Here is a 25677-nt window from a genome sequence, read left to right as displayed (position 1 = left end):
TTCTGCACGCTGATTGACGCATCTGTGTTGTAAATTCTCGGCATGGTTCCCCCTGACGGTGCCGGAACGGGCAGTCGGACGAGCAGCCGCGGCGACACCGACCCCCGGCTGCTCCGCGCTTTCGTGGCCGTCGCCGAGGACCTGCACTTCACCCGTGCCGCCGCCCGCCTCTTCATCGCCCAGCAGGCATTGAGCCGGGACGTCCGGCGGCTGGAGCGCGAACTGGGCACGGAACTCTTCGTGCGCACCACCCGGCAGGTGGCCCTGACCGCCGACGGGGAACGGCTCCTCCCGTACGCCCGGCGGGTGCTGGAGGCGCACGCCGACCTCGCCGCCGCCTTCGGGGACGCCGCGGCCCGCCCGCTCCTCGTCGACCTCAACACCGACGGCATGACGGCGGCCCGGGTGCTCGCCCGCGCGCGCGAACTGGTTCCCTCGTGCGAGCTGATGGCGCGCTTCGAGAGCGGCCTGACCTGGGCGGCGGGGGAGATCCTGGCCGGCCGGCTCGACGTCTCCTTCGGTCGTGCCGCAGGGCTCGATCCGGCGGTACGGGCGCGGCTCGGCGTGCTGCCGGTGCGGTACGAGCCGATGGCCGTTCTGCTGCCCGCCGATCACCCGCTCGCCGGGCGGGAGGCCGTCGCCCCCGGCGACCTGGCCGGCGAGATCGTCTACGCGGGTGACGGGAATCCGCGTACGGGGGAGTGGACGGACCTCGCCCGGCTGCTGTTCGCGGAGTGGGGCATCGAACTCGCGCCTCCGGTTCCGCTCGCGGTCGGCGTGGCCGAGTTCCAGCGGGTCATGGCGAAGTCGGCGAACCCGGTGCTGTGCGTCGTCGGCTTCCCGCCGTTGCCGGGGACCGTGGTGCGTCCGCTGGTCCGGCCCGTACCGGTCTCCCCGCTGCTGATGGTGTGGCGCAGGGACCTGCGCCATCCGGGCCTCGACGCCCTGCGCGAGGCCGCGGCCCGGCTGGGGGCCGAGGAGGGCTGGCTGGAGCGGCCGGACGGGAGCTGGCTGCCCGAGGCCGATGCCGCGCTGATGCTGACGCGCGGCTGAGGGAGGGGAGCGGTGGCGTGTGGAGGTGGGCCGGTGGACGACGCCCGGTGGTGTACCTTCGCCGTCCGGACGGCAGTGGGAACGAGAGCCGGCAGGGCGGCAGCCGGAACGAGGCCGTAACGAGAGCCGGGAAGAGCACATGCGTGGAGAGCACGAACCCCTCACCGGGTTCACCGTCGGGGTCACCGCCGCACGCCGCGCGGAGGAGTTCGAGGCGCTGCTGGAGCGGCGGGGCGCCGCCGTCCTGCACGCACCGGCCCTGCGGATCGTGCCGCTCGCCGACGACACCGAACTCCTCGCCGCCACCCGGGAAGTCATCGGATCCGTCCCCGACGTGGTCGTCGCCACCACCGCCGTGGGCTTCCGGGGCTGGATGGAGGCCGCCGACGGCTGGGGCCTCGGCGACCGGCTGGCGGCGGCCCTGCGCGGGGCCGAACTGCTGGCCCGCGGCCCCAAGGCCAGGGGCGCCGTACGGGCGGCCGGGCTGACCGAGAGCTGGTCACCCGCCTCCGAATCCATGGACGAGGTGCTCGACCGGCTCCTCACCGAAGGCGTGGCGGGACGCCGGATCGCCCTCCAACTTCACGGCGAACCCCTCCAGGGCTTCATCGAGCCGCTCCGGGCGGCGGGCGCCGAGGTCGTCGCCGTACCCGTCTACCGCTGGACGGACCCCGAGGACATCGCACCGCTCGACCGGCTGCTCGACGCAGTTCTGGCCCGCGGCGTGGACGCGCTCACCTTCACCAGCGCCCCGGCCGCCACCTCGTTGCTCGGACGGGCGGAAAGGCGCGGGCAGTCGCCGGAACTCCTGAGCGCGCTGCGCGAGGACGTGCTCGTGGCCTGCGTCGGGCCCGTCACGGCCCGGCCGTTGCAGGCGCTCGGCATCGACACCGTCCAGCCGGAACGCTTCCGGCTCGTCCCGCTCGTCCAGCTGCTGTGCCACGAACTCCCCGCGAGGGCACCGGTGTTGACGGTCGCGCGGCACCGTGTCCAGATCCGTGGCCACGCCGTGATCGTCGACGGCGAACCGCGTCCGGTGCCGCCCGCCGGAATGGCCCTGCTGCACGCCCTGGCCCGTCGGCCGGGCCGGGTGGTGGGCCGCGCCGACCTGCTGCGCACGTTGCCCGGCGGCGGCACGGACGAGCACGCGGTGGAGACGGCCGTGGCGAAGCTGCGCACGGCGCTGGGCGTACCCGAGCTCGTCCGGACCGTGGTCGAACGCGGCTACCGGCTGGAGCTGGACCCGGCCGAGGACACCGGGCACCCGGAATTCCGAGGCGCGTAACGGCACCTGGTCCGGCCGGTGTTGTCAGTGCCGTGCGATAGAACCTGGAGGCGGCGGGGGACACGTGCGCGACGACCGGCGGAGGGGAAGACCATGGGCACTTGGGGCAGCGGGAATTTCGACAGCGACACGGCGGCGGACCACCTGTCGGGGATCACCGGACGTCTCCTCTCGGAGATCGAGGAGGCCATGGCGGGCGATCCGGTGGGTCTGGAGCCGGACGACTACTGGGGGGTGGTCGTGCCGTGCGACATCGATCTGCTGTGTCTGATCGCGGAGCGGGGATACGTCGGCGCGGTGGTGCCGGAGCCGGCGGTGGCCGAGGTGTGGAAGCGGACGTTCATGGACGTGTGGGAACGGACCATCGACGATCTGGAACCCGAGGAGGAGTACAAGAAGACCCGGCGGGCGGAGCTGAACCGCACGTTCGACCGGCTGGTGGACCTGGCGAGGGCGCGGCACGAGGAGGAGTGAGAAGCGGCGGGCGGGGCGGAGCGAGGGGCGGCACGGGGAAAGGGCGGGAGGAAGGCGCGGTGAGGTCCGTGGGCCGGGGCCGTTCGGCGGCACGGGGATAACCTGAAGGGATGATCAACGACTCCCATCAGCTCGACGCGGAGGTACGACTCCGCCCCGCCACCATGGCCGATGCCGCTTCCCTCGCCGCGGCGTTGACCCGCAGCCGCGCGTACATGCGGCCCTGGGAGCCCCTGCGGCCCGAGGTCTTCTACACCGAGCACGGGCAGCGGGAGCGGCTGGCGGGGATGCTCGCGGATCGGGACGCGGGGCGGTCGATGTCGTGGGTGCTCGCGGACGAGCAGGACCGCGCGGTGGGCGGATTCAACCTCAACGGCATCGTGCTCGGGCCGTTCCGCAGCGGCACGCTCGGCTACTGGGTGGACATCGAGTACGCGGGCCGGGGGCTGGCCACGACCGCCGTGAGCCGGATCTGCGAGTCGGCCAGGGACGACCTGCGGCTGCACCGGGTCGAGGCGGGGACGCTCCTGGACAACGTGGCGTCCCAGCGGGTGCTCCTCAAGTGCGGCTTCGAGGAGTACGGGATGGCCCCGCGCTGTCTGCACATCGACGGCGAATGGCGTGACCACCGGCTGTTCCAGCGGATCCTGCACGACGACCCGCCGGCCGGCTGAGCCCCGGCTCCACGGGCCTCCCATGGACGGCCCCGGGGCGTCGGCGACGGGCGTTCAGCAGGCTCGCCGCCCGGGGCTCCCGGGGCGGAACCGTACGTGCCGGTGACCCTCCCGCGGCCATGGCGGCAGCGCACGCAGGACCTCCGCGAGGTCGTAGCCGCACTTCTCCGCGACCCGGCACGAGGCGTCGTTGCCCACCTGGTGCAGCAGGTCCAGCCGCACCAGACCGTTCTCGGCGAACGCCTCGAACACCCAGTCGGTCAGCGCCCCGAGCGCCTGCGACGCCACCCCTCGGCCGCGCGCCCACGGGGCCGTCCAGTAGCCGACCTCCCCGCTCGCCGCGTCCAGGGCGGGGCGGCTGAACGCCACATTGCCGACAAGCTCACCGGCGGACGCGCGATCGACCACGGCGAAGGCGAAACGGGTGCCGGATTCCCGGCCTTCCCGCTGTCTCCTCAGCCAGCGCTCGGCCTCGGCCTCGTCGGTCACCCACGTGCGCAGCATGGCGCGCATCGAGGGATCGCGGAACGCCTTGATCACGTCCGGCATGTCGTCGGGCAGCCAGGGACGGAGCAGGAGTGCGTCGGCCTCGGGAGCGGTGGCACGGCGTTCGTCGGGCACCCGGAGACCATAACGGTCCCGGGGGCATCTCTCACCGGCCCCGTGCGGCGCCAGGGGTTCCGGGCCGGTCGGCCGAGGGGCACTCTGGGGGAGACCTCCGGCGCAGACCCCGAGGCGGTGATTCATACATGGCAGCGGGCAAGAGTGCGTACGACTGGCGGTTCGGCTCCGGCCGCCCCTGCCTGGACCTGGTGGCGACGGGAACCGGCACGTCCGGGGCGTGCGAACTGCTCGACGGCGCCGAGCGGCTCGCCGACTGGCTGCTCGCCACCGGACTCGTACCGAACGGCACCCACCTCGGTGCCGTGGACGACAGCTGGGTGGTGCGCTTCCGCCAGCTGAGGACGGGCGTCGAGCGGCTGCTGACCGCCGAAATCGGCGGCGGCCGCAGGTTCGAGGGCGCTGTGGACGCCCTGGAGCGGGTCAACGCGCTCGCCGCGGAGCCGCCGCCGGGCCTCCGGGCCGTACGGGGCAGGGGCGGCACGCTGATACGGACACTGGACGGCGACCCCGAGTGCGGGGCGCTGCTGGCCGCCGTGGCCCGTGACGCCGTGGAACTCCTGACCGACCCGGTGGCGCGGGCCGGACTGCGTCGCTGCGAGGCCGACAACTGCCGTCGGCTCTATCTGGATACCTCGCGCGGGCACCGGCGTCGCTGGTGCTCCAGCGAGGTGTGCGGGAACCGGGAACGGGTGGCCCGTCACCGGCGCCGGGTGGCGGCGGCCGCGGCTGTCACTGCGGTCGCGGACGCCGATCCGGCGTGAGGGCCAGGAGCGGCGGCGCCGCCCCACCGAGGACGGGGCGCAAGCACGCGGGCCCGGAGACGAAGCACGGCGAGGGAGGAGAAGAGAGAACGGGTCCCGCCACGCCCTTCTCCTGTGCGGCAGGTGCGCGGCGGGCCCCCCTTCGCATATGGTTGACGGCTGCCCGATGCACGTCAGAAGGGGGCCTCGGTGGCCGCGCAGGATGCCGCTGTCGATTCATTGCGGGACCGGGAGACCGGTGTCGAGCAAGAACATCTCGACCGTGTGTACCGTCGCCTCGAGGAGAAGATCCACGAGGCGGAGTTCCTCATGGACGACGCCGCCAAGCGGGGTCAGGTCGGTACCCCGGGAGCACTCGCCGAGCGCGACGCCCAGGTGTTCCGGGCCGGGATCCACCTCAACCGGCTGAACAGCGAGTTCGAGGACTTCCTCTTCGGACGCATCGACCTGCTGCTCGGCAAGGACGGCGAGCGGGGCCCCGACGGCGCGTACACCTCGGTCGAGCCGGCCGACGACGCCGTACGCGAGGACGGCTCGGCCGACATCGCGGAGACCCTGCACATCGGCCGGATCGGCGTCCTCGACTCCGAGTACGCGCCCCTGGTCATCGACTGGCGTGCCCCGGCCGCCGCGCCCTTCTACCGGTCGACGCCGAAGGACCCGGGCCGGGTGGTGCGCCGCAGGGTCATCCGTTCCAAGGGCCGCCGGGTCCTCGGTGTCGAGGACGACCTGATGCGTCCCGAGCTGACCGCGTTCCTCGACGGTCAGCGGCTTCCCGTCATCGGCGACGGCGCCCTGATGGCGGCGCTCGGCCAGGCCCGCAGCCACACCATGCGGGACATCGTCTCCTCCATCCAGGCCGAGCAGGACCTGGTGATCCGGGCCCCCGCCGCCTCCGTCACCGAGGTGTCCGGCGGCCCCGGCACCGGCAAGACCGCCGTCGCTCTGCACCGCGCCGCGTACCTCCTCTACCAGGACCGGCGGCGCTACGCGGGCGGCATCCTCGTCGTCTCGCCGACCCCGCTCCTCGTCGCGTACACCGAGGGGGTGCTGCCCTCACTGGGGGAGGAGGGGCAGGTCGCGATCCGCGCGGTCGGCTCGCTCTCCGACGAGGCGGCGGGCCCCGAGGGCGCCACCGTCTACGACGAACCCGCCGTTGCCCGGATCAAGGGCTCCTCCCGGATGCTCCAGGTGCTGCGCAAGGCCGCGCGCGGCGCGCTGGAACGACCCGGCGCCCCGGGCGGGGCGAGGGGCCGCGACGGCGGTCAGCTCTCCTTCGGCGACATGACCGATGCGACCGATGCGGCGACCGGCACCGCCGGTGCGCCCCCGGCCACCCCGACCCGGCTGCGGGTCGTCGCGTTCGGTGCTCGTGTCGAACTGGACGCCGACGAACTGCGCCGCATCCGGCAGTCGGTGCTCGGCGGCACCGCTCCGGTCAACCTTCTGCGCCCGCGCGCCCGCAGAATGCTCCTGGACGCCCTCTGGAACAAGTCGTCCGGCCGGGACCGCTACACCGATCCCGAACTCGTGGCCGAATTGCGTTCCTCCTTCGACGAGGACGTCTCCACCGAGACCCCCTTCATCGAGTTCCTGGACGCATGGTGGCCCGAGCTCACCCCGCGCGGGGTGCTCGCCGCGATGGCCGACGAGAGGCGGCTCGGCCGCTGGTCGCGCCGGGTCCTCAACCAGGGCGAGGTGCGCCGCCTGGCCCGTTCCCTGAAGCGCCTCGACCGCAACGGCGACGGCCCGCTCTCCGTGCACGACGTGGCGATGCTCGACGAGCTCCAGATGCTGCTCGGGACCCCGGCCCGGCCGAAGAAGAAGCGCGAGCTGGACCCGCTGGACCAGCTCAGCGGCCTGGAGGAGCTGATGCCGCGGCGCGAGGAGACCCAGCGCGAGCGGGCCGAGCGGCTGGCGGCGGAGCGCACGGAGTACGCGCACGTCATCGTCGACGAGGCGCAGGACCTGACGCCCATGCAGTGGCGCATGGTCGGCCGCCGTGGCCGGCACGCCACCTGGACGATCGTCGGGGACCCGGCCCAGTCCTCCTGGTCCGACCCGGACGAGGCCGCGCGAGCGCGCGACGAGGCGCTCGGCACCCGGCCGCGCCGCCACTTCACCCTCACGGTCAACTACCGGAACCCGGCGGAGATCGCCGAGCTGGCGGCCAAGGTTCTCGCGCTGGCGATGCCCGGGAGCGAGTCACCGGCCGCGGTCCGCTCCACCGGAGTGAAGCCGCGCTTCACGACCGTACGGGACGGCGATCCGGCCGCCTCGGTGCGGGAGGAGGCACGACGCCTGCTGGACGAGGTCGACGGGACGGTCGGCGTGGTCGTCGCGATGAACCGCCGGGCACAGGCCCGCGAATGGCTCGCCGGTCTCGGCGAGCGGGTGGTCGCGCTGGGCAGCCTGGAGGCGAAGGGCCTGGAGTACGACGCCACGGTGGTCGTCTCGCCCGCCGAGATCGCCGACGAGTCCCCGGCCGGCCTGCGGGTGCTGTACGTGGCGTTGACGCGCGCGACGCAGCAGCTCACGGTGGTCTCGGGCGAGCGTGACCTGCCCGACGAGGACGGCGTCCCGGACCTGCTGCGGGACTGAGGGCGCGCGGGACCGGTCCGCCCCCGGCCGTACGGGGTTCCGGGAACCGGATCGGTTTCCCGGAGACCGGATCGGAATTCGGGCAGGGCTCCGGGAATCGCTTTTCCGAGGTGTTTGTTAGCCTGGTGTGCGGCACCGGCTCGATCCAAGCCCCCGGGCCCAACCTTCGTCGCTTCGAGCGACCACTTGCCGCGAGGCGAGCATGGCGGGTCGGTGCCGTTCAAGCAGATGACAGACCCGCGTCACCTCCTGGTGGCGCGGGTCTGTTCTCGTTCATGGGGGCGGGTCCCGGGCCGCATCCGGCTCGTACCGGAGGCGCCGGATGTGCTGGACGTAGCGGACGTACCGGACGTGCCCGATCCGGTACGGAGCGGGCGGCCTCGCCGGGTCGGGCTTCCGCCCGGTCATGCCATCTCGTATGGTGGAAATCATTTTCCGGAATGTGGCAGTCATTACCGGCTACTGGTCGGTAGGTGCGACGATCGGAAAGCACGTCCGAGGCGAGCGCCCCGGCCGCGCGGCAAAGAAGCTAAGGAAAGCGAAGGACTCGGCCATGGCAACGGCGCCCAGCGTCTCGTACTCGATGACGGTCAGGCTGGAGGTGCCCACGAGCGGCACGTCCGTCTCTCAGCTCACCACGGCCGTCGAGTCCTCCGGTGGCTCGGTCACCGGCCTCGACGTGACCGCGTCCGGCCACGAGAAGCTGCGGATCGACGTCACCATCGCCGCCACCTCCACCGCGCACGCCGACGAGATCGTCGAGAAGCTGCGCGGCATCGAGGGCGTCGTCCTGGGCAAGGTCTCCGACCGTACGTTCCTGATGCACCTCGGCGGCAAGATCGAGATGGCGTCCAAGCACCCCATCCGCAACCGCGACGACCTCTCGATGATCTACACCCCGGGCGTGGCCCGCGTCTGCATGGCGATCGCCGAGAACCCCGAGGACGCGCGCCGCCTCACCATCAAGCGCAATTCCGTCGCAGTTGTGACGGACGGCTCCGCCGTGCTGGGCCTCGGCAACATCGGGCCGAAGGCCGCCCTGCCCGTGATGGAGGGCAAGGCGGCCCTCTTCAAGCGGTTCGCCGGCATCGACGCCTGGCCGATCTGCCTGGACACCCAGGACAGCGACGCCATCGTCGAGATCGTCAAGGCGATCGCGCCCGGCTTCGCGGGCATCAACCTGGAGGACATCTCCGCGCCCCGCTGCTTCGAGATCGAGGCGCGCCTGCGCGAGGCCCTGGACATCCCGGTCTTCCACGACGACCAGCACGGCACCGCCATCGTGGTGCTGGCCTCGCTGACCAACGCGCTTCGCGTGGTGGGCAAGGGAATCGGGGACGTACGGGTCGTCATGTCCGGAGCCGGAGCAGCCGGTACGGCCATCCTCAAGCTCCTCATCGCCGCGGGCGTCAAGCACGCCGTCGTCGCCGACATCCACGGTGTGGTGCACGAGGGCCGCGAGGACCTGCTCTCCGCCGCCCCCGACTCGCCGCTGCGCTGGATCGCGGACAACACCAACCCCGAGTCCGTCACCGGGACCCTCAAGGAGGCCGTCGTCGGCGCCGACGTCTTCATCGGCGTCTCCGCCCCGAACGTCCTGGACGGCTCGGACGTCGCGGCCATGGCCGACGGCGCGATCGTGTTCGCGCTCGCGAACCCGGACCCCGAGGTGGACCCGGCAATCGCCCGTCAGACGGCGGCAGTTGTCGCCACCGGCCGTTCCGACTTCCCGAACCAGATCAACAACGTGCTGGTCTTCCCGGGCGTCTTCCGCGGCCTGCTCGACGCCCAGTCCCGCGCCGTCAACACGGACATGATGCTCGCGGCGGCCCGCGCGCTCGCCGATGTCGTCGCCGAGGACGAGGTGAACGCGAACTACATCATCCCGTCGGTCTTCAACGACAAGGTGGCGGGCGCGGTCGCCGGTGCCGTCCGTGACGCGGCGAAGGCCGCGGGAGGCGCTGTGACGGGCCCCACGTCGATCTGACCCAGGTCGGACCGGCCTACGGCGCGTCGCGGGTCGCGGCGCCCCAAACGCCCCTTTAGGGTGGGCGGGCGGCGCGTCCCGCACAGCCCCGCACCCGCTGCGGACCGCTTCCGCGGCGTCGACGGAACGTCACCACGGCGAGGAAGTGGTGCTTTTCGTGTGACTCCGGAGGGTGCCGGATTGGCTTTCCCGCCGCAGGTGGGGGCAGGATGCGTAATCGGGCGCGAGGGTCTGACGAAAGACCCGGGTCCGGGGACTGTCCGAGGGCCCTGGCAGCATCGGCTTCGATCTCACGCCTCACAGGCAAGAAGAACACGGGAGTAACAACATGAACCGCAGTGAGCTGGTGGCCGCCCTGGCCGACCGTGCCGAGGTGACCCGCAAGGACGCCGACGCCGTGCTGGCCGCGCTCGCCGAGACCGTCGGTGAGGTCGTCGCCAAGGGCGACGAGAAGGTCACCATCCCCGGCTTTCTGACCTTCGAGCGCACCCACCGTGCCGCTCGCACCGCTCGTAACCCGCAGACCGGCGACCCGATCAACATCCCGGCCGGTTACAGCGTGAAGGTCTCCGCGGGCTCCAAGCTCAAGGAAGCCGCCAAGGGCAAGTAAGCCCTCATAGACGCGACGAAGGGCGGGCACCCGACCAGGGTGACCGCCCTTCCGTGTACCGGTCCGAGAAGGGCCGTTGTGGCCCGCCGTCGGCCATCCGCGGCCCCTTCGTCGCCCATCCAGGGCAAGAAGGCACGCCGCCCGGCCTGCGAGGCACACCGCCCGGCCGGGCCGTGACGGGTCCGGAGCGGATCCACAGGCGCCGCGGAGGCCGCCTCCACGGCGCCGGACGTCGTACGCCGGACCACCGTCCGCGAAAGAGGCCCATGAGCGCCGGACGTCGTCCGTGGGAGGGGGCCGGGAGCTTCGACGCGTCCCCGTGAGAGGGGTCCGTGTACGACGGACGGGGGCCCGGGGCAGCGCCCCGAACCCCCGTCAGCAGCCGTCGGCCGCGCGGAACCCGGCCCGGCACCGGGCCGACGCCGAACCCGGACCGCGGTCCGTGCCGGCACCGGTCCCGGCACCGGCACGGACCGCCGTGGCTCAGACCAGCGCGCCGCCCGGCAACTCCACGTTCGCGCCCAGCTTCTCCAGCTTCTCCATGAAGTTCTCGTAGCCGCGGTTGATCAGGTCGATGCCGTGCACCCGCGAGGTGCCCTGCGCCGCCAGTGCCGCGATCAGGTACGAGAAGCCTCCGCGCAGGTCGGGGATGACCAGGTCCGCGCCCTGGAGCTTCGTGGGTCCGGACACCACCGCCGAGTGCAGGAAGTTGCGCTGGCCGAAGCGGCAGTCCGAGCCGCCCAGGCACTCGCGGTAGAGCTGGATGTGCGCGCCCATCTGGTTGAGCGCGGAGGTGAAGCCGAGCCGCGACTCGTACACCGTCTCGTGGACGATGGACAGGCCCGACGCCTGCGTCAGGGCCACGACCAGCGGCTGCTGCCAGTCGGTCTGGAAACCGGGGTGCACGTCCGTCTCCAGGGCGATGGCGTTCAGCGCGCCGCCGGGGTGCCAGAAGCGGATGCCCTCGTCGTCGATCTCGAACGCGCCGCCGACCTTGCGGAAGGTGTTCAGGAACGTCATCATCGAGCGCTGCTGTGCGCCCCGCACGTAGATGTTGCCCTCGGTGGCCAGCGCCGCGGACGCCCAGGAGGCCGCCTCCAGGCGGTCCGGGATCGCCCGGTGCGTGTAACCGTCCAGCCGGTCGACACCGGTGATCCGGATCGTCCGGTCGGTGTCCATCGAGATGATCGCGCCCATCTTCTGCAGCACGCAGATGAGGTCCTCGATCTCCGGCTCGACCGCCGCGTTGGACAGTTCGGTGACGCCCTCGGCGAGCACCGCCGTCAGCAGCACCTGCTCGGTGGAGCCCACCGAGGGGTACGGCAGCCGGATCTTCGTGCCGCGCAGCCGCTGCGGAGCCTCCAGGTACTGGCCGTCCGCGCGCTTCTCGATGGTCGCGCCGAACCGCCGCAGCACGTCGAAGTGGAAGTCGATCGGCCGGCCGCCGATGTCGCATCCGCCGAGCCCGGGGATGAACGCGTGGCCGAGCCGGTGCAGCAGGGGGCCGCAGAAGAGGATCGGGATGCGCGAGGAACCCGCGTGGGCGTCGATGTCGGCGACGTTGGCGCTCTCGACATGAGTCGGGTCCAGGACCAGCTCGCCCGGCTCGTCGCCCGGGCGCACCGTCACGCCGTGCAGCTGCAGCAGACCCCGAACCACCCGCACGTCGCGGATGTCGGGCACGTTGCGCAGTCGGCTGGGCCCGCTGCCGAGCAGCGCGGCGACCATCGCCTTCGGCACCAGGTTCTTGGCGCCTCTGACGCGGATCTCGCCCTCCAGCGGGGTTCCGCCGTGGACAAGCAGGACATCGTCTGTGCCGGTCATGAATCTCGCGTTCCGGAGTGGTCGGGCAGGGGCCAAACGAAAGGGTAATGGCCCATCGTCCCCCTTCCCGCAGGGAGCCGGGGGTGCGCGGACGTCATGAATTCGCCACAACACGCTCTGCTTCCCCGCTCTTGCGGAGGGTCACCGTCCGTTAAGCCTTCCGACGCGCTTCGTCGTGCCCGTCGTTCGGCTCCCCGTGCCCACTCACCCGCGCGCTCCTCGTGCATCCGTGCGCCCTGAGCTGCGCGTGGGGGCCGGCTCGGCGACCGGAGGGCCCGGCCGCTCCCCGTCGGGGGCCGGGATGCGGGATCATTTCTGCCATGACCGAGGTGTCCTCGCTCACAGGGCGACTGCTCGTGGCCACACCCGCGCTCGCGGATCCCAATTTCGACCGCGCCGTGGTGCTGCTCCTCGACCACGACGAGGAGGGCTCGCTCGGCGTGGTCCTGAACCGGCCGACCCCGGTGGGCGTCGGCGACATCCTCACGCCCTGGGCCGGACTGGCCGGCGAACCGGGCGTCGTCTTCCAGGGCGGCCCGGTCTCGCTCGACTCCGCGCTCGGCGTGGCCGTCATCCCCGGCGACGAGGGGCCTCTCGGCTGGCGCCGGGTGTACGGGGCGATCGGTCTGGTGGACCTGGAGGCGCCGCCGGAGCTGCTGGCCGCCGCCCTCGGCTCGCTGCGGATCTTCGCCGGGTACGCCGGCTGGGGCCCCGGGCAGCTGGAGAAGGAGCTGACCGGCGGTGCCTGGTACGTCGTGGAGTCCGAGCCGGGAGACGTCTCCTCGCCGCGTCCGGAGCACCTCTGGCGGGCGGTTCTGCGCCGCCAGCGCAGCGAACTGGCCATGATCGCCACGTATCCCGACGACCCGTCGCTGAACTGAAGTCCCCGGCTTTCAGTACCCTTGGCCTCTATGAGCACTCTTGAGCCCGAGCGCGGGGCAGGTACGGGCACCCTCGTAGAGCCGACGCCCCAGGTGTCGAACGGCGACGGCGACCACGAGCGCTTCGCCCATTACGTCCAGAAGGACAAGATCATGGCGAGTGCCCTGGAGGGCACCCCCGTGGTCGCACTGTGCGGCAAGGTCTGGGTACCGGGGCGCGACCCCAAGAAGTACCCGGTCTGCCCCCTGTGCAAGGAGATCTACGAGTCCATGGGCTCCGGTGGCGGCAAGGACAAGGGCGGCAAGGACAAGAAGTAGTCCGCGGCGGTCCGTGAGCGGTCCTCCCCGAAGGGTTCGAACGGTCCCTGAGGGGCGAGTGGTCCCGAGGGGTTCGAGCGGTCCCTGAAGGGGCCGGGCGGTCCGCGCACCGTTCGGAGCAGTTCGGAATGCTCCGGGACCGTTCGGAAACGTTCGGGCACCAGGGCTTCGGGTCCCCGGGGCGCGCGTCGACGCGCGCCCCGGGGACCCTTTGTGTTGTGTCGAGGCGCGGGAACGCGGGGTCTCCCGCGTCGCGCAGATCGCGTTCACCCGTCGCGCGGTCCGGGCTCCATCAGGTGATTTGCGCGTATTGCGCGATCTGAACGCATTGCACGGTCTGCATGCGTTGCGCGGGCTGCGTCCCTGGGTCACAGAGTGGTTGAGACCACTTGTCGGCGTCGCGCGTGCGCACCTACTCTCCTGCCAGTTGTGCAGAACGAAACGCGCGTTGCGCATGTTGCAACGCCTGGCGGTAGGAGTTCACGGATGAAGCTTTCTGCCCGAATCGCCGCCCCGGCCGCGGCGCTTGTGCTGGCGGGGCTCACCGCCACCGCCTGCGCGCCGCAGACCTCCGACACCGGTGCCAAGGGGGACGAGAAGACCGGCACGCTGCGGGTCTGGCTCTTCCAGGAGGTCGGCAACAAGCCCAAGGAACAGGTCGTCGACGCCGCGGTCGCCGAGTTCGAGAAGGCACACAAGGGGGCGAAGGTGAAGGTCGAGTACATCCCGGTCGACACCCGCGCCCAGCGCATCAAGGCCGCGTTCAACGACCCGAAGAGCGCCCCCGACGTCATCGAGTACGGCAACACGGACACCGCCGGATACGTCAAGGACGGCGGACTCGCGGACGTCAGCAAGGAGTTCGCCGCCTGGGACGAGGCCAAGGACATCGACCCGACCGCCAAGCAGTCCGTCACCGTCGGCGACAAGGTCTACGGGGCGCCCCTCTTCGTCGGCGTACGGGCGCTGTACTACCGCACCGACGTCTTCGAGGAGTTGGGGATCGAGGCCCCCAAGTCCCAGGCCGAGCTGATCTCCACCGCGAAGAAGATCCACCAGAAGAAGCCGGACCTGTACGGGCTGGCGGTCGGCGGCGCGTACACCTACGGCGCGATGCCGTTCATCTGGGCGAACGGTGGCGAACTGGCCGAGGAGAGCGGCGGCACGTACAAGGCGGCCATCAACAGCGACAAGGCCCGCAAGGGCATCGAGGCGTACACCTCCCTCTTCGGCGACGACAACTGCCCCGCAGCCAAGTGCGCTTCCATGGGCGGCAACGCGACCGTCACCGCGTTCGCCTCCGGCAAGGCCGCCATGGCGATCGGCGGCGACTTCAGCCACGCGGCCGTCGAGGCGGGGGCCGTGAAGGGCAAGTACGCGGTGGTGCCGCTGCCCGGAGTCGAGGCGGGCTCCGTCGCCCCGGCGTTCGCGGGCGGCAACAACATCGGCGTGCTCAAGAGCAGCCCGCACCGCACCCTCGCCGTGGACCTGATGAAGTCCCTGACCGGCAAGGGGACCCAGGAGAAGATGTTCGACGCGATGGGCTTCCTGCCGACGTACACGGACGTGCGGGACACGGTCGCGAAGAAGGAGCCGTTCGTCGAACCGTTCGTCAAGACGCTCGGCGCGGGCGCAAAGTTCGTCCCCGCCTCGCCCGGCTGGGGCTCCATCGACTCCTCGCTGGTCCTGCCGACGATGTTCCAGGAGATCGTCAGCGGCCGTAAGGACGTGGCGGCGGCCTCGGACGACGCGGCGAAGAAGATGGACGCGGCGTTCGCCGACGCGGGCTGACGATGACCTCGAACACGACGAACGACGCCGCGGGCAGCGCGGCGGGCGACGGGCCGGACGGCGCGGTCACCGGCGCGCGCGCCGCGACCGGCACGGCGGCCGGTACCGCCACCGGCACGGCGGACAAGACGCCGGGTGCGTCCGGAGCGGGCGGCGGGACCGGCACGGCCCGCGTCCGCCCGCCCCGGCCCCGCCGCCGCCCCGCCTCGCCCGCCCACCGCTCCGGCTGGACCCCGTGGCTCTACCTGCTGCCCGCGCTCGTCCTCCTCGGCGGGCTGCTCGTCTACCCGATCTACCAGCTCGGCCTGATCTCGTTCCTGGAGTACACCCAGGCCCAGGTGAGCGGCGGCGAGCCGACCACCTTCCAGGGGTTCGGGAACTACGCGACGCTCTTCGGCGACGGCCAGTTCTGGCAGGTCCTCCTGGCGACCGTGGTCTTCGCCGCGGCCTGCGTCGTGGCCACGCTGCTGGTCGGCTGCGCGCTCGCCGTCCTGCTGACCCGCATCCGGGCCGTGCCGCGGCTGGTGCTGATGCTGGCCGCGCTCGGCGCGTGGGCGACGCCCGCGATCACCGGTTCCACCGTCTGGGTGTTTCTCTTCGACCCGGACTTCGGCCCGGTCAACCGGGTGCTGGGGCTCGGGGACTTCTCCTGGACGTACGGGCGCTACAGCGCCTTCGCCCTGGTGCTCCTCGAAGTCCTGTGGTGCTCGTTCCCGTTCGTGATGGTGACCGTGTACGCGGGCATCCGGGCGATCCCCACGGAGGTCCTCGAAGCGGCGGCGCTGGACGGGGCCTCGCAGTGGCGGATCTGGCGGTCGGTCATGGCCCCGATGCTGCGGCCGATCCTCCTCGTCGTCACCATCCAGTCGATCATCTGGGACTTCAAGGTCTTCACCCAGATCTACGTCATGACCAACGGCGGCGGCATCGCCGGCCAGAACCTGGTGCTCAACGTGTACGCGTACCAGAAGGCGTTCGCGTCCTCGCAGTACAGCCTCGGCTCGGCGATCGGCGTCGTGATGCTGCTGATCCTGCTGGCCGTCACGCTGGTCTACCTGCGCCTGATGCGGCGCCGGGGGGAGGAACTGTGAGCACGCCGAACACGCTCCGCGTCCGTGGGTCCGGCCGGTCGAACCCGCTGCGCGTCCGTCGGCCCGGCCGGCTGGCCGCCGAGGCCGCGGCCCTGCTGATCGCCGCCGCGGTCGCCTTTCCGCTGTACTGGATGGTGCTCTCCGCCTTCAAACCGGCCGGGGAGATCCAGTCCACCGAAGCGCGCCCGTGGACGCTGTCTCCGTCCCTGGACTCGTTCCGCCGGGTCTTCGAACAGCAGGACTTCGGACGGTACTTCCTCAACAGCGTGATCGTCGCCGGCACGGTCGTCCTCGTCTCCGCGGCGATCGCCTTCCTGGCGGCGACGGCCGTGACGCGGTTCCGCTTCCGGTTCCGCACCACGCTGCTGATCATGTTCCTGGTCGCGCAGATGGTGCCGGTGGAGGCGCTGACCATCCCGCTGTTCTTCCTGATGCGGGACTTCGGGCAGTTGAACACGCTCGGCTCGCTGATCCTTCCGCACCTCGCCTTCTCGCTGCCGTTCGCGATCTGGATGCTGCGCGGCTTCGTCCGCGCCGTGCCGGAGGCCCTGGAGGAGGCCGCCTGTCTCGACGGCGCGAGCCGCACCCGCTTCCTGTGGCAGATCCTCTTCCCGCTGGTCTTCCCCGGCCTGGTCGCCACCAGCGTCTTCTCGTTCATCTCGACCTGGAACGACTTCCTGTTCGCGAAGTCGTTCATCATCAGCGACACCTCCCAGTCGACGCTCCCGATGGCGCTGCTGGTCTTCTTCAAACCCGACGAGAACGACTGGGGAGGGATCATGGCCGCCTCGACGGTGATGACCATTCCCGTGCTGGTCTTCTTCGTACTCGTACAGCGCCGTCTGGTCTCGGGACTGGGCGGGGCGGTAAAGGACTGACGTCATGGACATGGACCTCATCCCGGCCCCCGTGCGCGCCGTCGGCGGCGGTGATCCCACAGGCGCCGACGGCGCGGGGGACGGAGCGCCGGGCGGGCTCCCGCTGGACTCCGCCACCACCATCACGGCCGCCCCCGGTACCGAGAACACCGAACGCTGGCTGCGCTCCACCCTCGGCGCCGCCTTCGGCCTCCCGCTCGCCCCCGGCGGCGAGGACGCCGCGCGCACGATCCGGCTGGGACTCGACCCCGTCCTGGAGCCCGAGGGCTACCGGCTGGCCTCCACCCCCGACGGCGTCGAGATCACCGGAGGCAGCCCCGCGGGCGTCTTCTGGGGCGCGCAGACGCTGCGTCAGCTCCTGGGCCCCGAGGCATTCCGGCGCGCGCCCGTCAACCCCGGTACGCGCCGCGTCATCCCCTTCGCGCGGATCGAGGACTCCCCCCGCTTCCCCTGGCGCGGCATGATGCTCGACGTGGCACGGCACTTCCTGCCCAAGGACGACGTCCTGCGCTACCTCGACCTCCTCGCCGCCCACAAGCTCAACGTCTTCCACTTCCACCTCACCGACGACCAGGGCTGGCGCATCGAGATCAAGCGCCACCCCAGGCTCACCGAGGTCGGCTCCTGGCGGTCACGCACCAAGCACGGCCACCGGGCGTCGGAGCTGTGGGACGAGACCCCGCACGGCGGCCACTACACGCAGGACGACATCCGCGAGATCGTCGCGTACGCCGCCGAGCGGCATATCCGGGTCGTGCCCGAGATCGACATCCCCGGCCACTCGCAGGCCGCCATCGCCGCGTACCCGGAACTGGGCAACACCGACGTCATCGACACCACCACCCTCTCCGTCTGGGACACCTGGGGCATCAACGCCAACGTACTCGCCCCCACCGACAACACCCTGCGCTTCTTCGAGGGCGTCCTCGAAGAGATCCTGGAACTCTTCCCCGCCGCCACCTCGCCGTTCATCCACATCGGCGGCGACGAGTGCCGCAAGGAGCAGTGGAAGGACTCCGCGGTCGCCCAGTCCCGGATCGAGGAACTCGGCCTGGCCAACGAGGACGAACTCCAGTCCTGGATCATCCGGCACTTCGACACCTGGCTCACCGCGCGCGGACGCCGTCTCATCGGATGGGACGAGATCCTCGAAGGCGGTCTCCCGGCGGGCGCCGCCGTCTCGTCCTGGCGCGGCTACGGCGGAGGCGTCACCGCCGCCGAGGCCGGCCACGACGTCGTGATGTGTCCGGAACAGCACGTCTACCTGGACCACCGTCAGGACGGCGGCCCCGACGAGCCGATGCCCATCGGCTTCATCCGCACCCTGGAGGACGTCTACCGCTTCGAGCCCGTCCCCCCGGGCCTCTCCGAGGAGGCGGCCCGTCACATCCTCGGCACCCAGGCCAACGTCTGGACCGAGGTCATGCAGAACCGGGCCCGCGTCGACTACCAGGTCTTCCCCCGCCTCGCCGCGCTCGCCGAGGTCGCCTGGTCGCCGCTGCCCGCCTCCGCCGACCGGGACTTCGCCGCCTTCGAACGGCGCATGACCGCGCACTATGCCCGACTCGACGCGCTGGGCGTCGACTACCGGCCACCGTCCGGCCCGCTGCCCCGGCAGCAGCGCCCGGGTGTGCTCGGACGCCCCTTGGAGGGACCGCCCCCGAACGTGTGATCCCCGCCTTCGCCCCGCTTCCGGCCGTCACGCCCCTCCCGAAGGAGCGTGACGGCCGGAAGCGTTCCCGTGTCGTGCGCCCGGCCACCCGCAGGACGTTCCGTACGGGAAGGGCCGCATACGGGAAGGACGGCGCGCGGGACCGGCTCGTACGGGAAGCCCGGCGTACGGAAGTCGGCCGTACGAGAGGCACGACGTACAGGACGAGCCCTATGGAATTCGCCGAACAGTGGCAATTCCTCCTCCACGCCGAAGCGGAGCGAATCGGGACCATTCCCCCTGCTCACGGACGGATACGCCCTTCGTGGACCCTCGCGTCGGCCCGGTCGGAAGATGTGCCAGAGTTGCCACGTCCAGGCTTTGAGCACGTACCGTACGGCGATACAAGCCGGACAGCCGGGACACCGGGAAGGGGCAGCTGGGTTGACCACGCACGCACCGCAGGCGACGCAGTCCGTGACGTTGCCGGCCTCGCTCGACGAGGCCGTGGCGGCACTCGGCGCCATGCCTGCCGCCGTTCCTGTGGCGGGCGGAACAGACCTGATGTCGGCCGTCAACAAGGGGCTGTTGCGTCCCTCGGGGCTGGTCGGCCTCGGCCGCATCAGCGAGCTGCGCGGCTGGCACTACCAGGACGGCCACGCCCTGCTCGGTGCGGGGCTCACCCACGCGCGCATGGGGCGGCCGGACTTCGCCGCCCTCATTCCCGCCCTGGCCGCCGCCGCGCGCGCCGCGGGCCCGCCCCAGATCCGCAACGCCGGAACGCTCGGCGGCAACATCGCCACCGCCGCGCCGACCGGCGACTCCCTCCCGGTCCTCGCCGCCCTGGAGGCCGACCTCGTCATCGCGGGCCCGAACGGCACCCGTCGGGAGATCCCGGTCTCGCACCTGCTGGCCGGCCGCGACATGCTCGAACCGGCCGAGCTGATCGGCTTCGTCCGCGTACCGCTGCTGCACGCCCCCCAGGTCTTCCTCAAGGCCACCGGCCGCACGGGCCCCGGCCGTGCCACCGCTTCCGTCGCGATAGTCCTCGACCCGGCCCGGCGCGGGGTGCGTTGCGCGGTCGGCGCCATCGCGCCGATGCCGCTGCGCCCGCTGGAGGCCGAGCACTGGATCGCCTCACTGATCGACTGGGACGGAGCCCGGGGCCTGGCCCCCGAGGCGTTGGCCGCCTTCGGCGAGTACGTCGCCGCCGCCTGCATCCCGGACCAGGCACCGCCCGTCGAGGGGGGAGAAGCACCACCGCTGCCCCCCGCCGTACTGCATCTGCGGCGTACCGTCGCCGCACTGGCCCGGCGCGCGCTGGGGAGGGCACTGTCGTGAGCAACGAGGACCGCAACAAGCAGCACGAGCAGTACGGTCAGGGGGAGCAGTACCAGCAGGGCGAGCGGTACGGGCAGGGCGAGCAGCCCCGGCAGGCTTCGCAGCACGGCGGCTGGCAACCGACGCCGCAGGGTGGCGAGTTCGACACCGAGGCGACCGCCTTCGTCCACCTGTCGCCGGAGGACCTGGCGAACATCCCGCTGGCCGCGCCCGGCCACGGCTATGTACCGCCGATGATCGTGCCGTTGACCCCCGCCGCCGGGTTCGACCCCACGACCACGCAGAACTGGGTCGCGCAACCGCAGAGCCATCAGGAGCAGGCCCCGTCAACGGAGCAGCCCGCCCCGACGGCGCCGGACGCGGTGCACTGGCCGGACCCGAACCAGCAGCAGGCGTCGTACGGATACGGATACCCGCAGACGCCGCAGTACGAGGACCCGGCCGCGACGGGCCAGTGGAACTTCCACGAGGCCGCTGACACCGGGTCCGTCGGGCATGTCGAGCCTGGCGGGCATGGTGGGCACGCCGGACCCGGCGGGCATGTCGAGCCCGGCGGGCATGTCGAGCCCGGCGGGTACGCCGGACATGTCGATCACACCGGTCATGTCGACCTCACTGGCCACGTCGACCACGTTGATCAGGTCGACCACGCAGGTCACACCGGGCACACGGACCTTTCCGGCTACGAGGGCTACACCGGTTACGACGCATACGGCGGGGCCGCCGGTCAGGGTGCGCAAGCGACTCCGGCGGGCCACGGCGGCCCGGCAACTCACGCGGATCACAACGATCACGCCAACCACACCGGCTACACCGACCACACCCCTCACCACACCGAGCACGTCGAGCACCCCGGTCGCAGCGGGCAGACCGACTCCGGCGTCCAGCCGGGCCTCAGCGACCACAGCACCGACCACACCGGTCACACGGACCACACCGGCCAGACCGGTCATGTCGGTGGCTCCGGGCACACCGGCCAGTGGACGATTCCGGTCGCCGAGGGCGATCTGCCGGAGGAGTCGGGCGAGTTCGCGGCCTCGGCGCTGGCCTCCCAGTGGTACGCGGACCGGACCCCGCCGGCCACGCTGCCGGGCGGCGCGCCCGCGCCGTGGGCGACTCAGCACCCGGTGGCGGAGCCCGAGCAGGGCCCCGCAGCCGAGGCCGATACCCATGCCCCGCACCAGCCCGAGTCCCGTACCGACGTCCAGCCCGAGTACCGTACCGACGTCCAGCCCGATCCCCGCGCCGAGCGCGAGCCCGCGACCGGCCCCGCGACCGAGTCGGCCCACGCGTCCGAGCCCGAGCCGGTCCCCGCGCCCGATCCCGGAGCGCCCATGCCCGGCGCGCGCGCGCCCGGTGAGGCTGTCGAACCGGAGCGGACACCGGAGAACGCCGCCGCACCCGCGACGGAGCCGACCGCCGCCGACCCCTCGGCGACCTCTCCCCGGGCGAGCACCGACGTGCACTCCGATGCGGCGCCCGTGGCGTACGAGGACACCCCTCGGACGGCCGAGGCGGCCCCGGAGGTGTCCGCCGGGGACGGCTCCGGCCCCGGTGCCGCCACCGGAACCGTGTTGGTCACCGATCCGGCTCCCGTTCCCGTTCCCGTTCCCGTTCCCGCTTCCGCGGACGCGCCCGTTCCCGGGGCGCCCCCCGCGCAGCCTGCGGCCCCCGACGACGATGCCGACCCCGAGCCCCGTGCTGGTGCTGGTGCCGGTGCCGGTGCCGAGCGCATCGTGGAGGCAGCCCTTCCACTGTCGGACGGGGCTTCCGGCGCGCCCACCGACACGTCGTCACCGGAGACCCCGCCGGACAACTCTCCGTCGGAGCCCCCGTCGCCGGACACGCGGCCCGCGGAGGCCCGCCTCGCCGAGGCGGAGGCGATCGAGGCGGAGGCGACCCGGGCGGACTCCGCCGAGCCGCACCCGCAGGCCGACCCCCGGTCCAGTGATCTCCACCCCGCGGATCTCCACCCCGCCGATCCCGAGCCCGCTGCCTCGGAGCCCGCCGCCTCGGAGCCGACCGATCCGGAGCCGACCGGATCACACCCGGCCGAACCGCAGCCCACGGCCCCCCGGTCCACCGACTCCGAGCAGGCCGACCCGCAGCAGGCCGACCCGCAGCAGGTTGACCCGCAGCCCACCGACCCGCAGCCCACCGACACGGAGTCCGCCGACTCCGAGCAGGCCGACCCGCAGCCGTTGGGCGTTCCCGACGAGCATCCCGCCGTCTCCTACGTCCTGCACGTGAATGGCACCGACCGTCCCGTCACCGACGCTTGGATCGGCGAGTCGCTGCTCTACGTACTCCGCGAGCGTCTCGGCCTCGCCGGCGCCAAGGACGGCTGCTCGCAGGGCGAGTGCGGTGCCTGCAACGTCCAGGTGGACGGGCGCCTGGTCGCGTCCTGCCTGGTCCCCGCGGCCACCACGGCCGGCAGCGAAGTCCGCACGGTCGAGGGCCTGGCCGTGAACGGCGAACCGTCCGACGTCCAGCGCGCCCTCGCCAAGTGCGGTGCGGTCCAGTGCGGTTTCTGCATCCCGGGCATCGCGATGACCGTCCACGACCTGCTGGAGGGCAACCACGCCCCCAGCGAACTGGAGACGCGCCAGGCGCTCTGCGGCAATCTCTGCCGCTGCTCCGGCTACCGCGGCGTACTCGACGCCGTGAACGAGGTCATCGCGGGCCGCGAAGCACCCACCGCCCCCGTTTCGTCGGACTCCACGTCCCCGGAGTCCGACGAGCCCCACATCCCGCACCAGGCGTCCTCCGGCGCCGCCGGTGTCCAGCCGCTCCCGCAGGACGGAGGCATGGCGTGAGCAAGGACGCGGCCACCGCGGCCACCGCGACCAGCACACGGATCGCCACCCCGCAGGCCGAGGGAACCGACACCGAGCCGGCCGCGCTCGGCCTCGGCGTCTCCCTCATGCCCGCCGACGCGCGCGCGAAGACCGAGGGCACCTTCCCGTACGCCGCCGACCTCTGGGCCGAGGGGCTGCTGTGGGCGGCCGTCCTCCGATCCCCGCATCCGCACGCCCGTATCGTCTCCATCGACACCTCGGGCGCCGCCCGGATGCCGGGGGTACGGGCCGTCGTGACCCACGCGGACGTACCGGGGGAGGGCGCGTACGGACGCAAGGTGGTCGACCGTCCGGTCTTCGCCTCCGACGTCGTACGCCACCACGGCGAACCGATCGCCGCGGTCGCCGCCGACCACCCCGACACGGCCCGCCTCGCCGCCGCGGCCATCGCCGTCGAGTACGAGGTCCTCGATCCGGTCACCGACCCGGAGAAGGCGTTCGCCGCCGAACCGCTGCACCCCGACGGCAACCTGATCCGCCACATCCCGCTGCGCTACGGCGACCCGGAGGCCACCGGGGACGTCGTCGTCGAGGGCCTGTACCGCATCGGCCGCCAGGACCCGGCCCCGATCGGCGCCGAGGCCGGACTGGCCGTGCCCCGCCCCGACGGCGGCGTGGAGATCTACACCGCCTCCACCGACCCGCACACCGACCGCGACCTCGCCGCCGCCTGCTTCGGCCTCGAACCGGACCGGGTGAAGGTGGTCGTCACCGGCGTGCCCGGCGCGACCGGCGACCGCGAGGACCCCGGCTTCCAACTGCCTCTGGGACTCCTCGCGTTGCGCACCGGCTGCCCGGTCAAGCTGACCGCCACCCGCGAGGAGTCCTTCCTCGGTCACGCCCACCGCCATCCCACCCTCCTGCGCTACCGCCACCACGCGGACACCGAGGGCCGACTGGTGAAGGTCGAGGCCCAGATCCTGCTCGACGCGGGGGCGTACGCCGACTCGTCGTCCGAATCGCTGGCCGCGGCAGTCGCGTTCGCCTGCGGCCCGTACGTCGTGCCGCACGCGTTCATCGAGGGCTGGGCCGTCCGTACGAACAACCCGCCGTCCGGCCATGTGCGCGGCGAGGGTGCGATGCAGGTGTGCGCGGCGTACGAGGGCCAGATGGACAAGCTGGCCGTCAAGCTCGGTATGGATCCGGCCGAACTGCGCATGCGCAACGCCCTGGCCACCGGCGACATCCTGCCCACCGGTCAGACGGTGACCTGCCCGGCACCGGTGGCCGAACTCCTCCAAGCCGTCCGTGACTTCCCCCTTCCCACTCTTCCCAAGGACACCCCGGAGGCCGACTGGTTGCTCCCCGGCGGCCCGGAGGGCGCGGGCGAACCCGGCGCGGTGCGACGGGGCGTCGGCTACGCGCTCGGCATGGTCCACATGCTCGGCGCGGAGGGTGCCGACGAGGTCTCCACGGCCACGGTCAGGGTCCACGGCGGCGTCGCCACGGTCATCTGCGCGGCGGTCGAGACGGGTCAGGGCTTCTCCACCCTCGCCCGCCAGGTGGTCCACGAGACCCTGGGCGTCGAGGAGGTGCATGTCGCGCCCGTCGACACCGATCAGCCCCCGGCCGGTCCGGCCACGCACGGCCGCCACACCTGGGTCTCCGCCGGAGCGGTGGAACGCGCCGCCAAGATGGTCCGTACGCAGCTTCTCCAGCCGCTGGCCCACAAGTTCGGCATGTCCACGGAACTGTTGCAGATCAACGACGGCAAGATCACGTCGTACGACGGCGTGCTGTCCACGACGGTCACCGAGGCCATGGACGGCAAGGAACTCTGGGCCACCGCCCAGTGCCGCCCCCACCCGACCGAGCCCCTGGACGAGTCGGGCCAGGGCGACGCCTTCGTCGGCCTCGCCTTCTGCGCGATCCGAGCGGTGGTGGACGTCGACATCGAACTGGGCTCCGTACGCGTGGTGGAGATGGCGGTCGCCCAGGACGTCGGCCGGATCCTCAACCCGTCACAGCTGGCCGCCCGCATCGAGGCGGGCGTCACCCAGGGCATCGGCGCGGCTCTCACCGAGAACCTCCGCACCACTCGCGGCCTGGTCCGTCACCCCGACCTCACCGGCTACTCGCTCCCGACCGCCTTGGACGCGCCCGACATTCGCATCGTCAAACTCCTCGAAGAACGTGACGTGGTCGCCCCCTTCGGCGCCAAGCCGGCCTCCGCGGTCCCCGTCGTGACCTCTCCCGCCGCCGTCGCCGCAGCGGTGAGGGCCGCCACCGGCCGCCCCATCAACCGTCTCCCGATCAGGCCCCAGTCGGCGGTGGTGACCCCCAACTCCTGACCCCTGCACCGTTGGCGAGATCCGGGTTGCAGGTGCAACCCGGAGGTGCACGCTGTCATGGGGGTTGACTAAGGTGAACACCTGAGCAGTGATCGGCTGTTGCCGGACGGGGGAGGGGTTGCTGTGGGACAGAACGAACCGGGAGTCGAGTCTTCGCCATTGTCATCGGCCGTCATGGGCGGTCTCGGAGCCCTGGGCGCCATCAGCCCGATCGGCGCCGTCGCCCAGACCGCGGTGGGCGACCTTGTCACCGAGCTCTCGTCGTTCACCAAGTTCCGTGACCGCGTCGACGAACTCCTGCGCGATCTCAAGGGCTCACCGGCCGGCCCAGGAAAGGTCGGCCAGGACCGCGTGGCGCGTACGCACTTCGGGGGCGACAGCGGTGAGTGGGCGGAGGCGAACGCGCTGCACGGCGTGTACTCCACGGTCATCAAGGAACTGGAGCAATTGTCCAGGCTGCTGTCGGACTCCATCGAGGGCATGAGCATCGCGGTGCTTGCTTCCCACAAGGGCTACGAGCACGTCGACCTGGACGTACGAGACCGGATGCTCGCGATCCAGAACCGCACGAACGCCCACTACGCGGCAGAGCAGACGGCGCTGAAGGGCAAAAAGCCTGGCGAGACTTCCTACTGATGCCGACGGGGATGCGACGTGGGCGCGCATAACGGGGACGGGGAGAGA

The 25677-nt window shown here is 71.9% G+C and carries 20 protein-coding genes; 18 read left to right on the top strand and 2 right to left on the bottom strand.

The features are described from left to right. Positions 1–42: 42 nt before the first annotated feature. From AMK22_RS10125 to AMK22_RS10110, 4 genes are all read left to right on the top strand, one after another. A complete protein-coding gene (locus AMK22_RS10125) occupies positions 43–1053 on the top strand; it encodes a LysR family transcriptional regulator (protein WP_073783471.1) in 1011 nt (336 codons plus the stop codon). 139 nt (positions 1054–1192) lie between these two features. Next, on the top strand, positions 1193–2338 hold the full coding sequence (locus AMK22_RS10120) for a uroporphyrinogen-III synthase (RefSeq protein WP_073783469.1): 1146 nt from the start codon (positions 1193–1195) through the stop codon (positions 2336–2338). Between the two features lie 93 nt (positions 2339–2431). Continuing rightward, on the top strand, positions 2432–2812 hold the full coding sequence (locus tag AMK22_RS10115; RefSeq protein ID WP_073783467.1) for a DUF4259 domain-containing protein: 381 nt from the start codon (positions 2432–2434) through the stop codon (positions 2810–2812). Positions 2813–2922: 110 nt separating this feature from the next. Beyond that, positions 2923–3486, top strand: a complete 564-nt coding sequence (locus tag AMK22_RS10110; RefSeq protein WP_073783465.1) for a GNAT family N-acetyltransferase — start codon at positions 2923–2925, stop codon at positions 3484–3486. Positions 3487–3540: 54 nt separating this feature from the next. Here AMK22_RS10110 and AMK22_RS10105 read toward each other — a convergent pair whose 3' ends face one another. Beyond that, a complete protein-coding gene (locus AMK22_RS10105) occupies positions 3541–4107 on the bottom strand; it encodes a GNAT family N-acetyltransferase (protein WP_073783463.1) in 567 nt (188 codons plus the stop codon). 128 nt (positions 4108–4235) lie between these two features. Between AMK22_RS10105 and AMK22_RS10100 the strand changes: the two genes are divergently transcribed. From AMK22_RS10100 to AMK22_RS10085, 4 genes are all read left to right on the top strand, one after another. Further along, complete coding sequence (locus AMK22_RS10100; RefSeq protein WP_073783461.1) at positions 4236–4871, top strand: CGNR zinc finger domain-containing protein; 636 nt, start codon at positions 4236–4238, stop codon at positions 4869–4871. Between the two features lie 189 nt (positions 4872–5060). Beyond that, positions 5061–7472, top strand: coding sequence for a HelD family protein (locus AMK22_RS10095; RefSeq protein WP_073783459.1), 2412 nt, complete (start codon positions 5061–5063; stop codon positions 7470–7472). 553 nt (positions 7473–8025) lie between these two features. Continuing rightward, positions 8026–9459, top strand: coding sequence for an NAD-dependent malic enzyme (locus tag AMK22_RS10090; RefSeq protein WP_073783457.1), 1434 nt, complete (start codon positions 8026–8028; stop codon positions 9457–9459). Between the two features lie 328 nt (positions 9460–9787). Next, positions 9788–10069 carry an HU family DNA-binding protein gene (locus AMK22_RS10085; RefSeq protein ID WP_017237029.1) on the top strand — a complete coding sequence of 94 codons (282 nt, stop codon included), beginning with the start codon at positions 9788–9790 and terminating at the stop codon, positions 10067–10069. 483 nt (positions 10070–10552) lie between these two features. Here the strand turns inward: AMK22_RS10085 and murA are convergent, their stop codons facing one another. Beyond that, positions 10553–11893 (bottom strand): UDP-N-acetylglucosamine 1-carboxyvinyltransferase, encoded by a 1341-nt coding sequence (gene murA, locus AMK22_RS10080; RefSeq protein WP_073783455.1) that lies wholly within the window; start codon positions 11891–11893, stop codon positions 10553–10555. A gap of 320 nt (positions 11894–12213) precedes the next feature. Between murA and AMK22_RS10075 the strand changes: the two genes are divergently transcribed. The 10 genes from AMK22_RS10075 to AMK22_RS10030 all read left to right on the top strand — a co-directional run bounded on the left by AMK22_RS10075 (position 12214) and on the right by AMK22_RS10030 (position 25629). Next, a complete protein-coding gene (locus AMK22_RS10075) occupies positions 12214–12774 on the top strand; it encodes a YqgE/AlgH family protein (protein WP_073783453.1) in 561 nt (186 codons plus the stop codon). Positions 12775–12804: 30 nt separating this feature from the next. Continuing rightward, a complete protein-coding gene (locus AMK22_RS10070) occupies positions 12805–13092 on the top strand; it encodes a DUF3039 domain-containing protein (protein WP_073783451.1) in 288 nt (95 codons plus the stop codon). A gap of 486 nt (positions 13093–13578) precedes the next feature. Continuing rightward, positions 13579–14883: an extracellular solute-binding protein gene (locus tag AMK22_RS10065; RefSeq protein WP_073783449.1), complete on the top strand. Its 1305-nt coding sequence runs from the start codon at positions 13579–13581 to the stop codon at positions 14881–14883. A gap of 2 nt (positions 14884–14885) precedes the next feature. Continuing rightward, positions 14886–15974: a carbohydrate ABC transporter permease gene (locus AMK22_RS10060; protein WP_242433900.1), complete on the top strand. Its 1089-nt coding sequence runs from the start codon at positions 14886–14888 to the stop codon at positions 15972–15974. Beyond that, a complete protein-coding gene (locus AMK22_RS10055; protein ID WP_073783447.1) occupies positions 15971–16852 on the top strand; it encodes a carbohydrate ABC transporter permease in 882 nt (293 codons plus the stop codon). Before AMK22_RS10060 ends, AMK22_RS10055 begins: the two co-directional genes overlap by 4 nt. A gap of 4 nt (positions 16853–16856) precedes the next feature. Beyond that, positions 16857–18524 (top strand): beta-N-acetylhexosaminidase, encoded by a 1668-nt coding sequence (locus AMK22_RS10050; protein WP_073783445.1) that lies wholly within the window; start codon positions 16857–16859, stop codon positions 18522–18524. A gap of 423 nt (positions 18525–18947) precedes the next feature. Next, positions 18948–19844 carry an FAD binding domain-containing protein gene (locus tag AMK22_RS10045; RefSeq protein ID WP_073783443.1) on the top strand — a complete coding sequence of 299 codons (897 nt, stop codon included), beginning with the start codon at positions 18948–18950 and terminating at the stop codon, positions 19842–19844. Next, a complete protein-coding gene (locus tag AMK22_RS40685) occupies positions 19841–22660 on the top strand; it encodes a (2Fe-2S)-binding protein (RefSeq protein WP_242433899.1) in 2820 nt (939 codons plus the stop codon). Before AMK22_RS10045 ends, AMK22_RS40685 begins: the two co-directional genes overlap by 4 nt. Next, on the top strand, positions 22657–24993 hold the full coding sequence (locus tag AMK22_RS10035) for a xanthine dehydrogenase family protein molybdopterin-binding subunit (RefSeq protein ID WP_073783441.1): 2337 nt from the start codon (positions 22657–22659) through the stop codon (positions 24991–24993). Before AMK22_RS40685 ends, AMK22_RS10035 begins: the two co-directional genes overlap by 4 nt. Positions 24994–25167: 174 nt before the next feature. After that, on the top strand, positions 25168–25629 hold the full coding sequence (locus AMK22_RS10030) for a hypothetical protein (RefSeq protein ID WP_073783439.1): 462 nt from the start codon (positions 25168–25170) through the stop codon (positions 25627–25629). The last annotated feature ends 48 nt before the right edge of the window (positions 25630–25677 follow it).

This window comes from Streptomyces sp. CB01580, assembly GCF_001905795.1.
Lineage (GTDB): Bacteria > Actinomycetota > Actinomycetes > Streptomycetales > Streptomycetaceae > Streptomyces.
The sequence above is the reverse complement of the archived record's forward strand: the minus strand, read 5'-3'. Positions and strand labels throughout refer to the sequence as shown.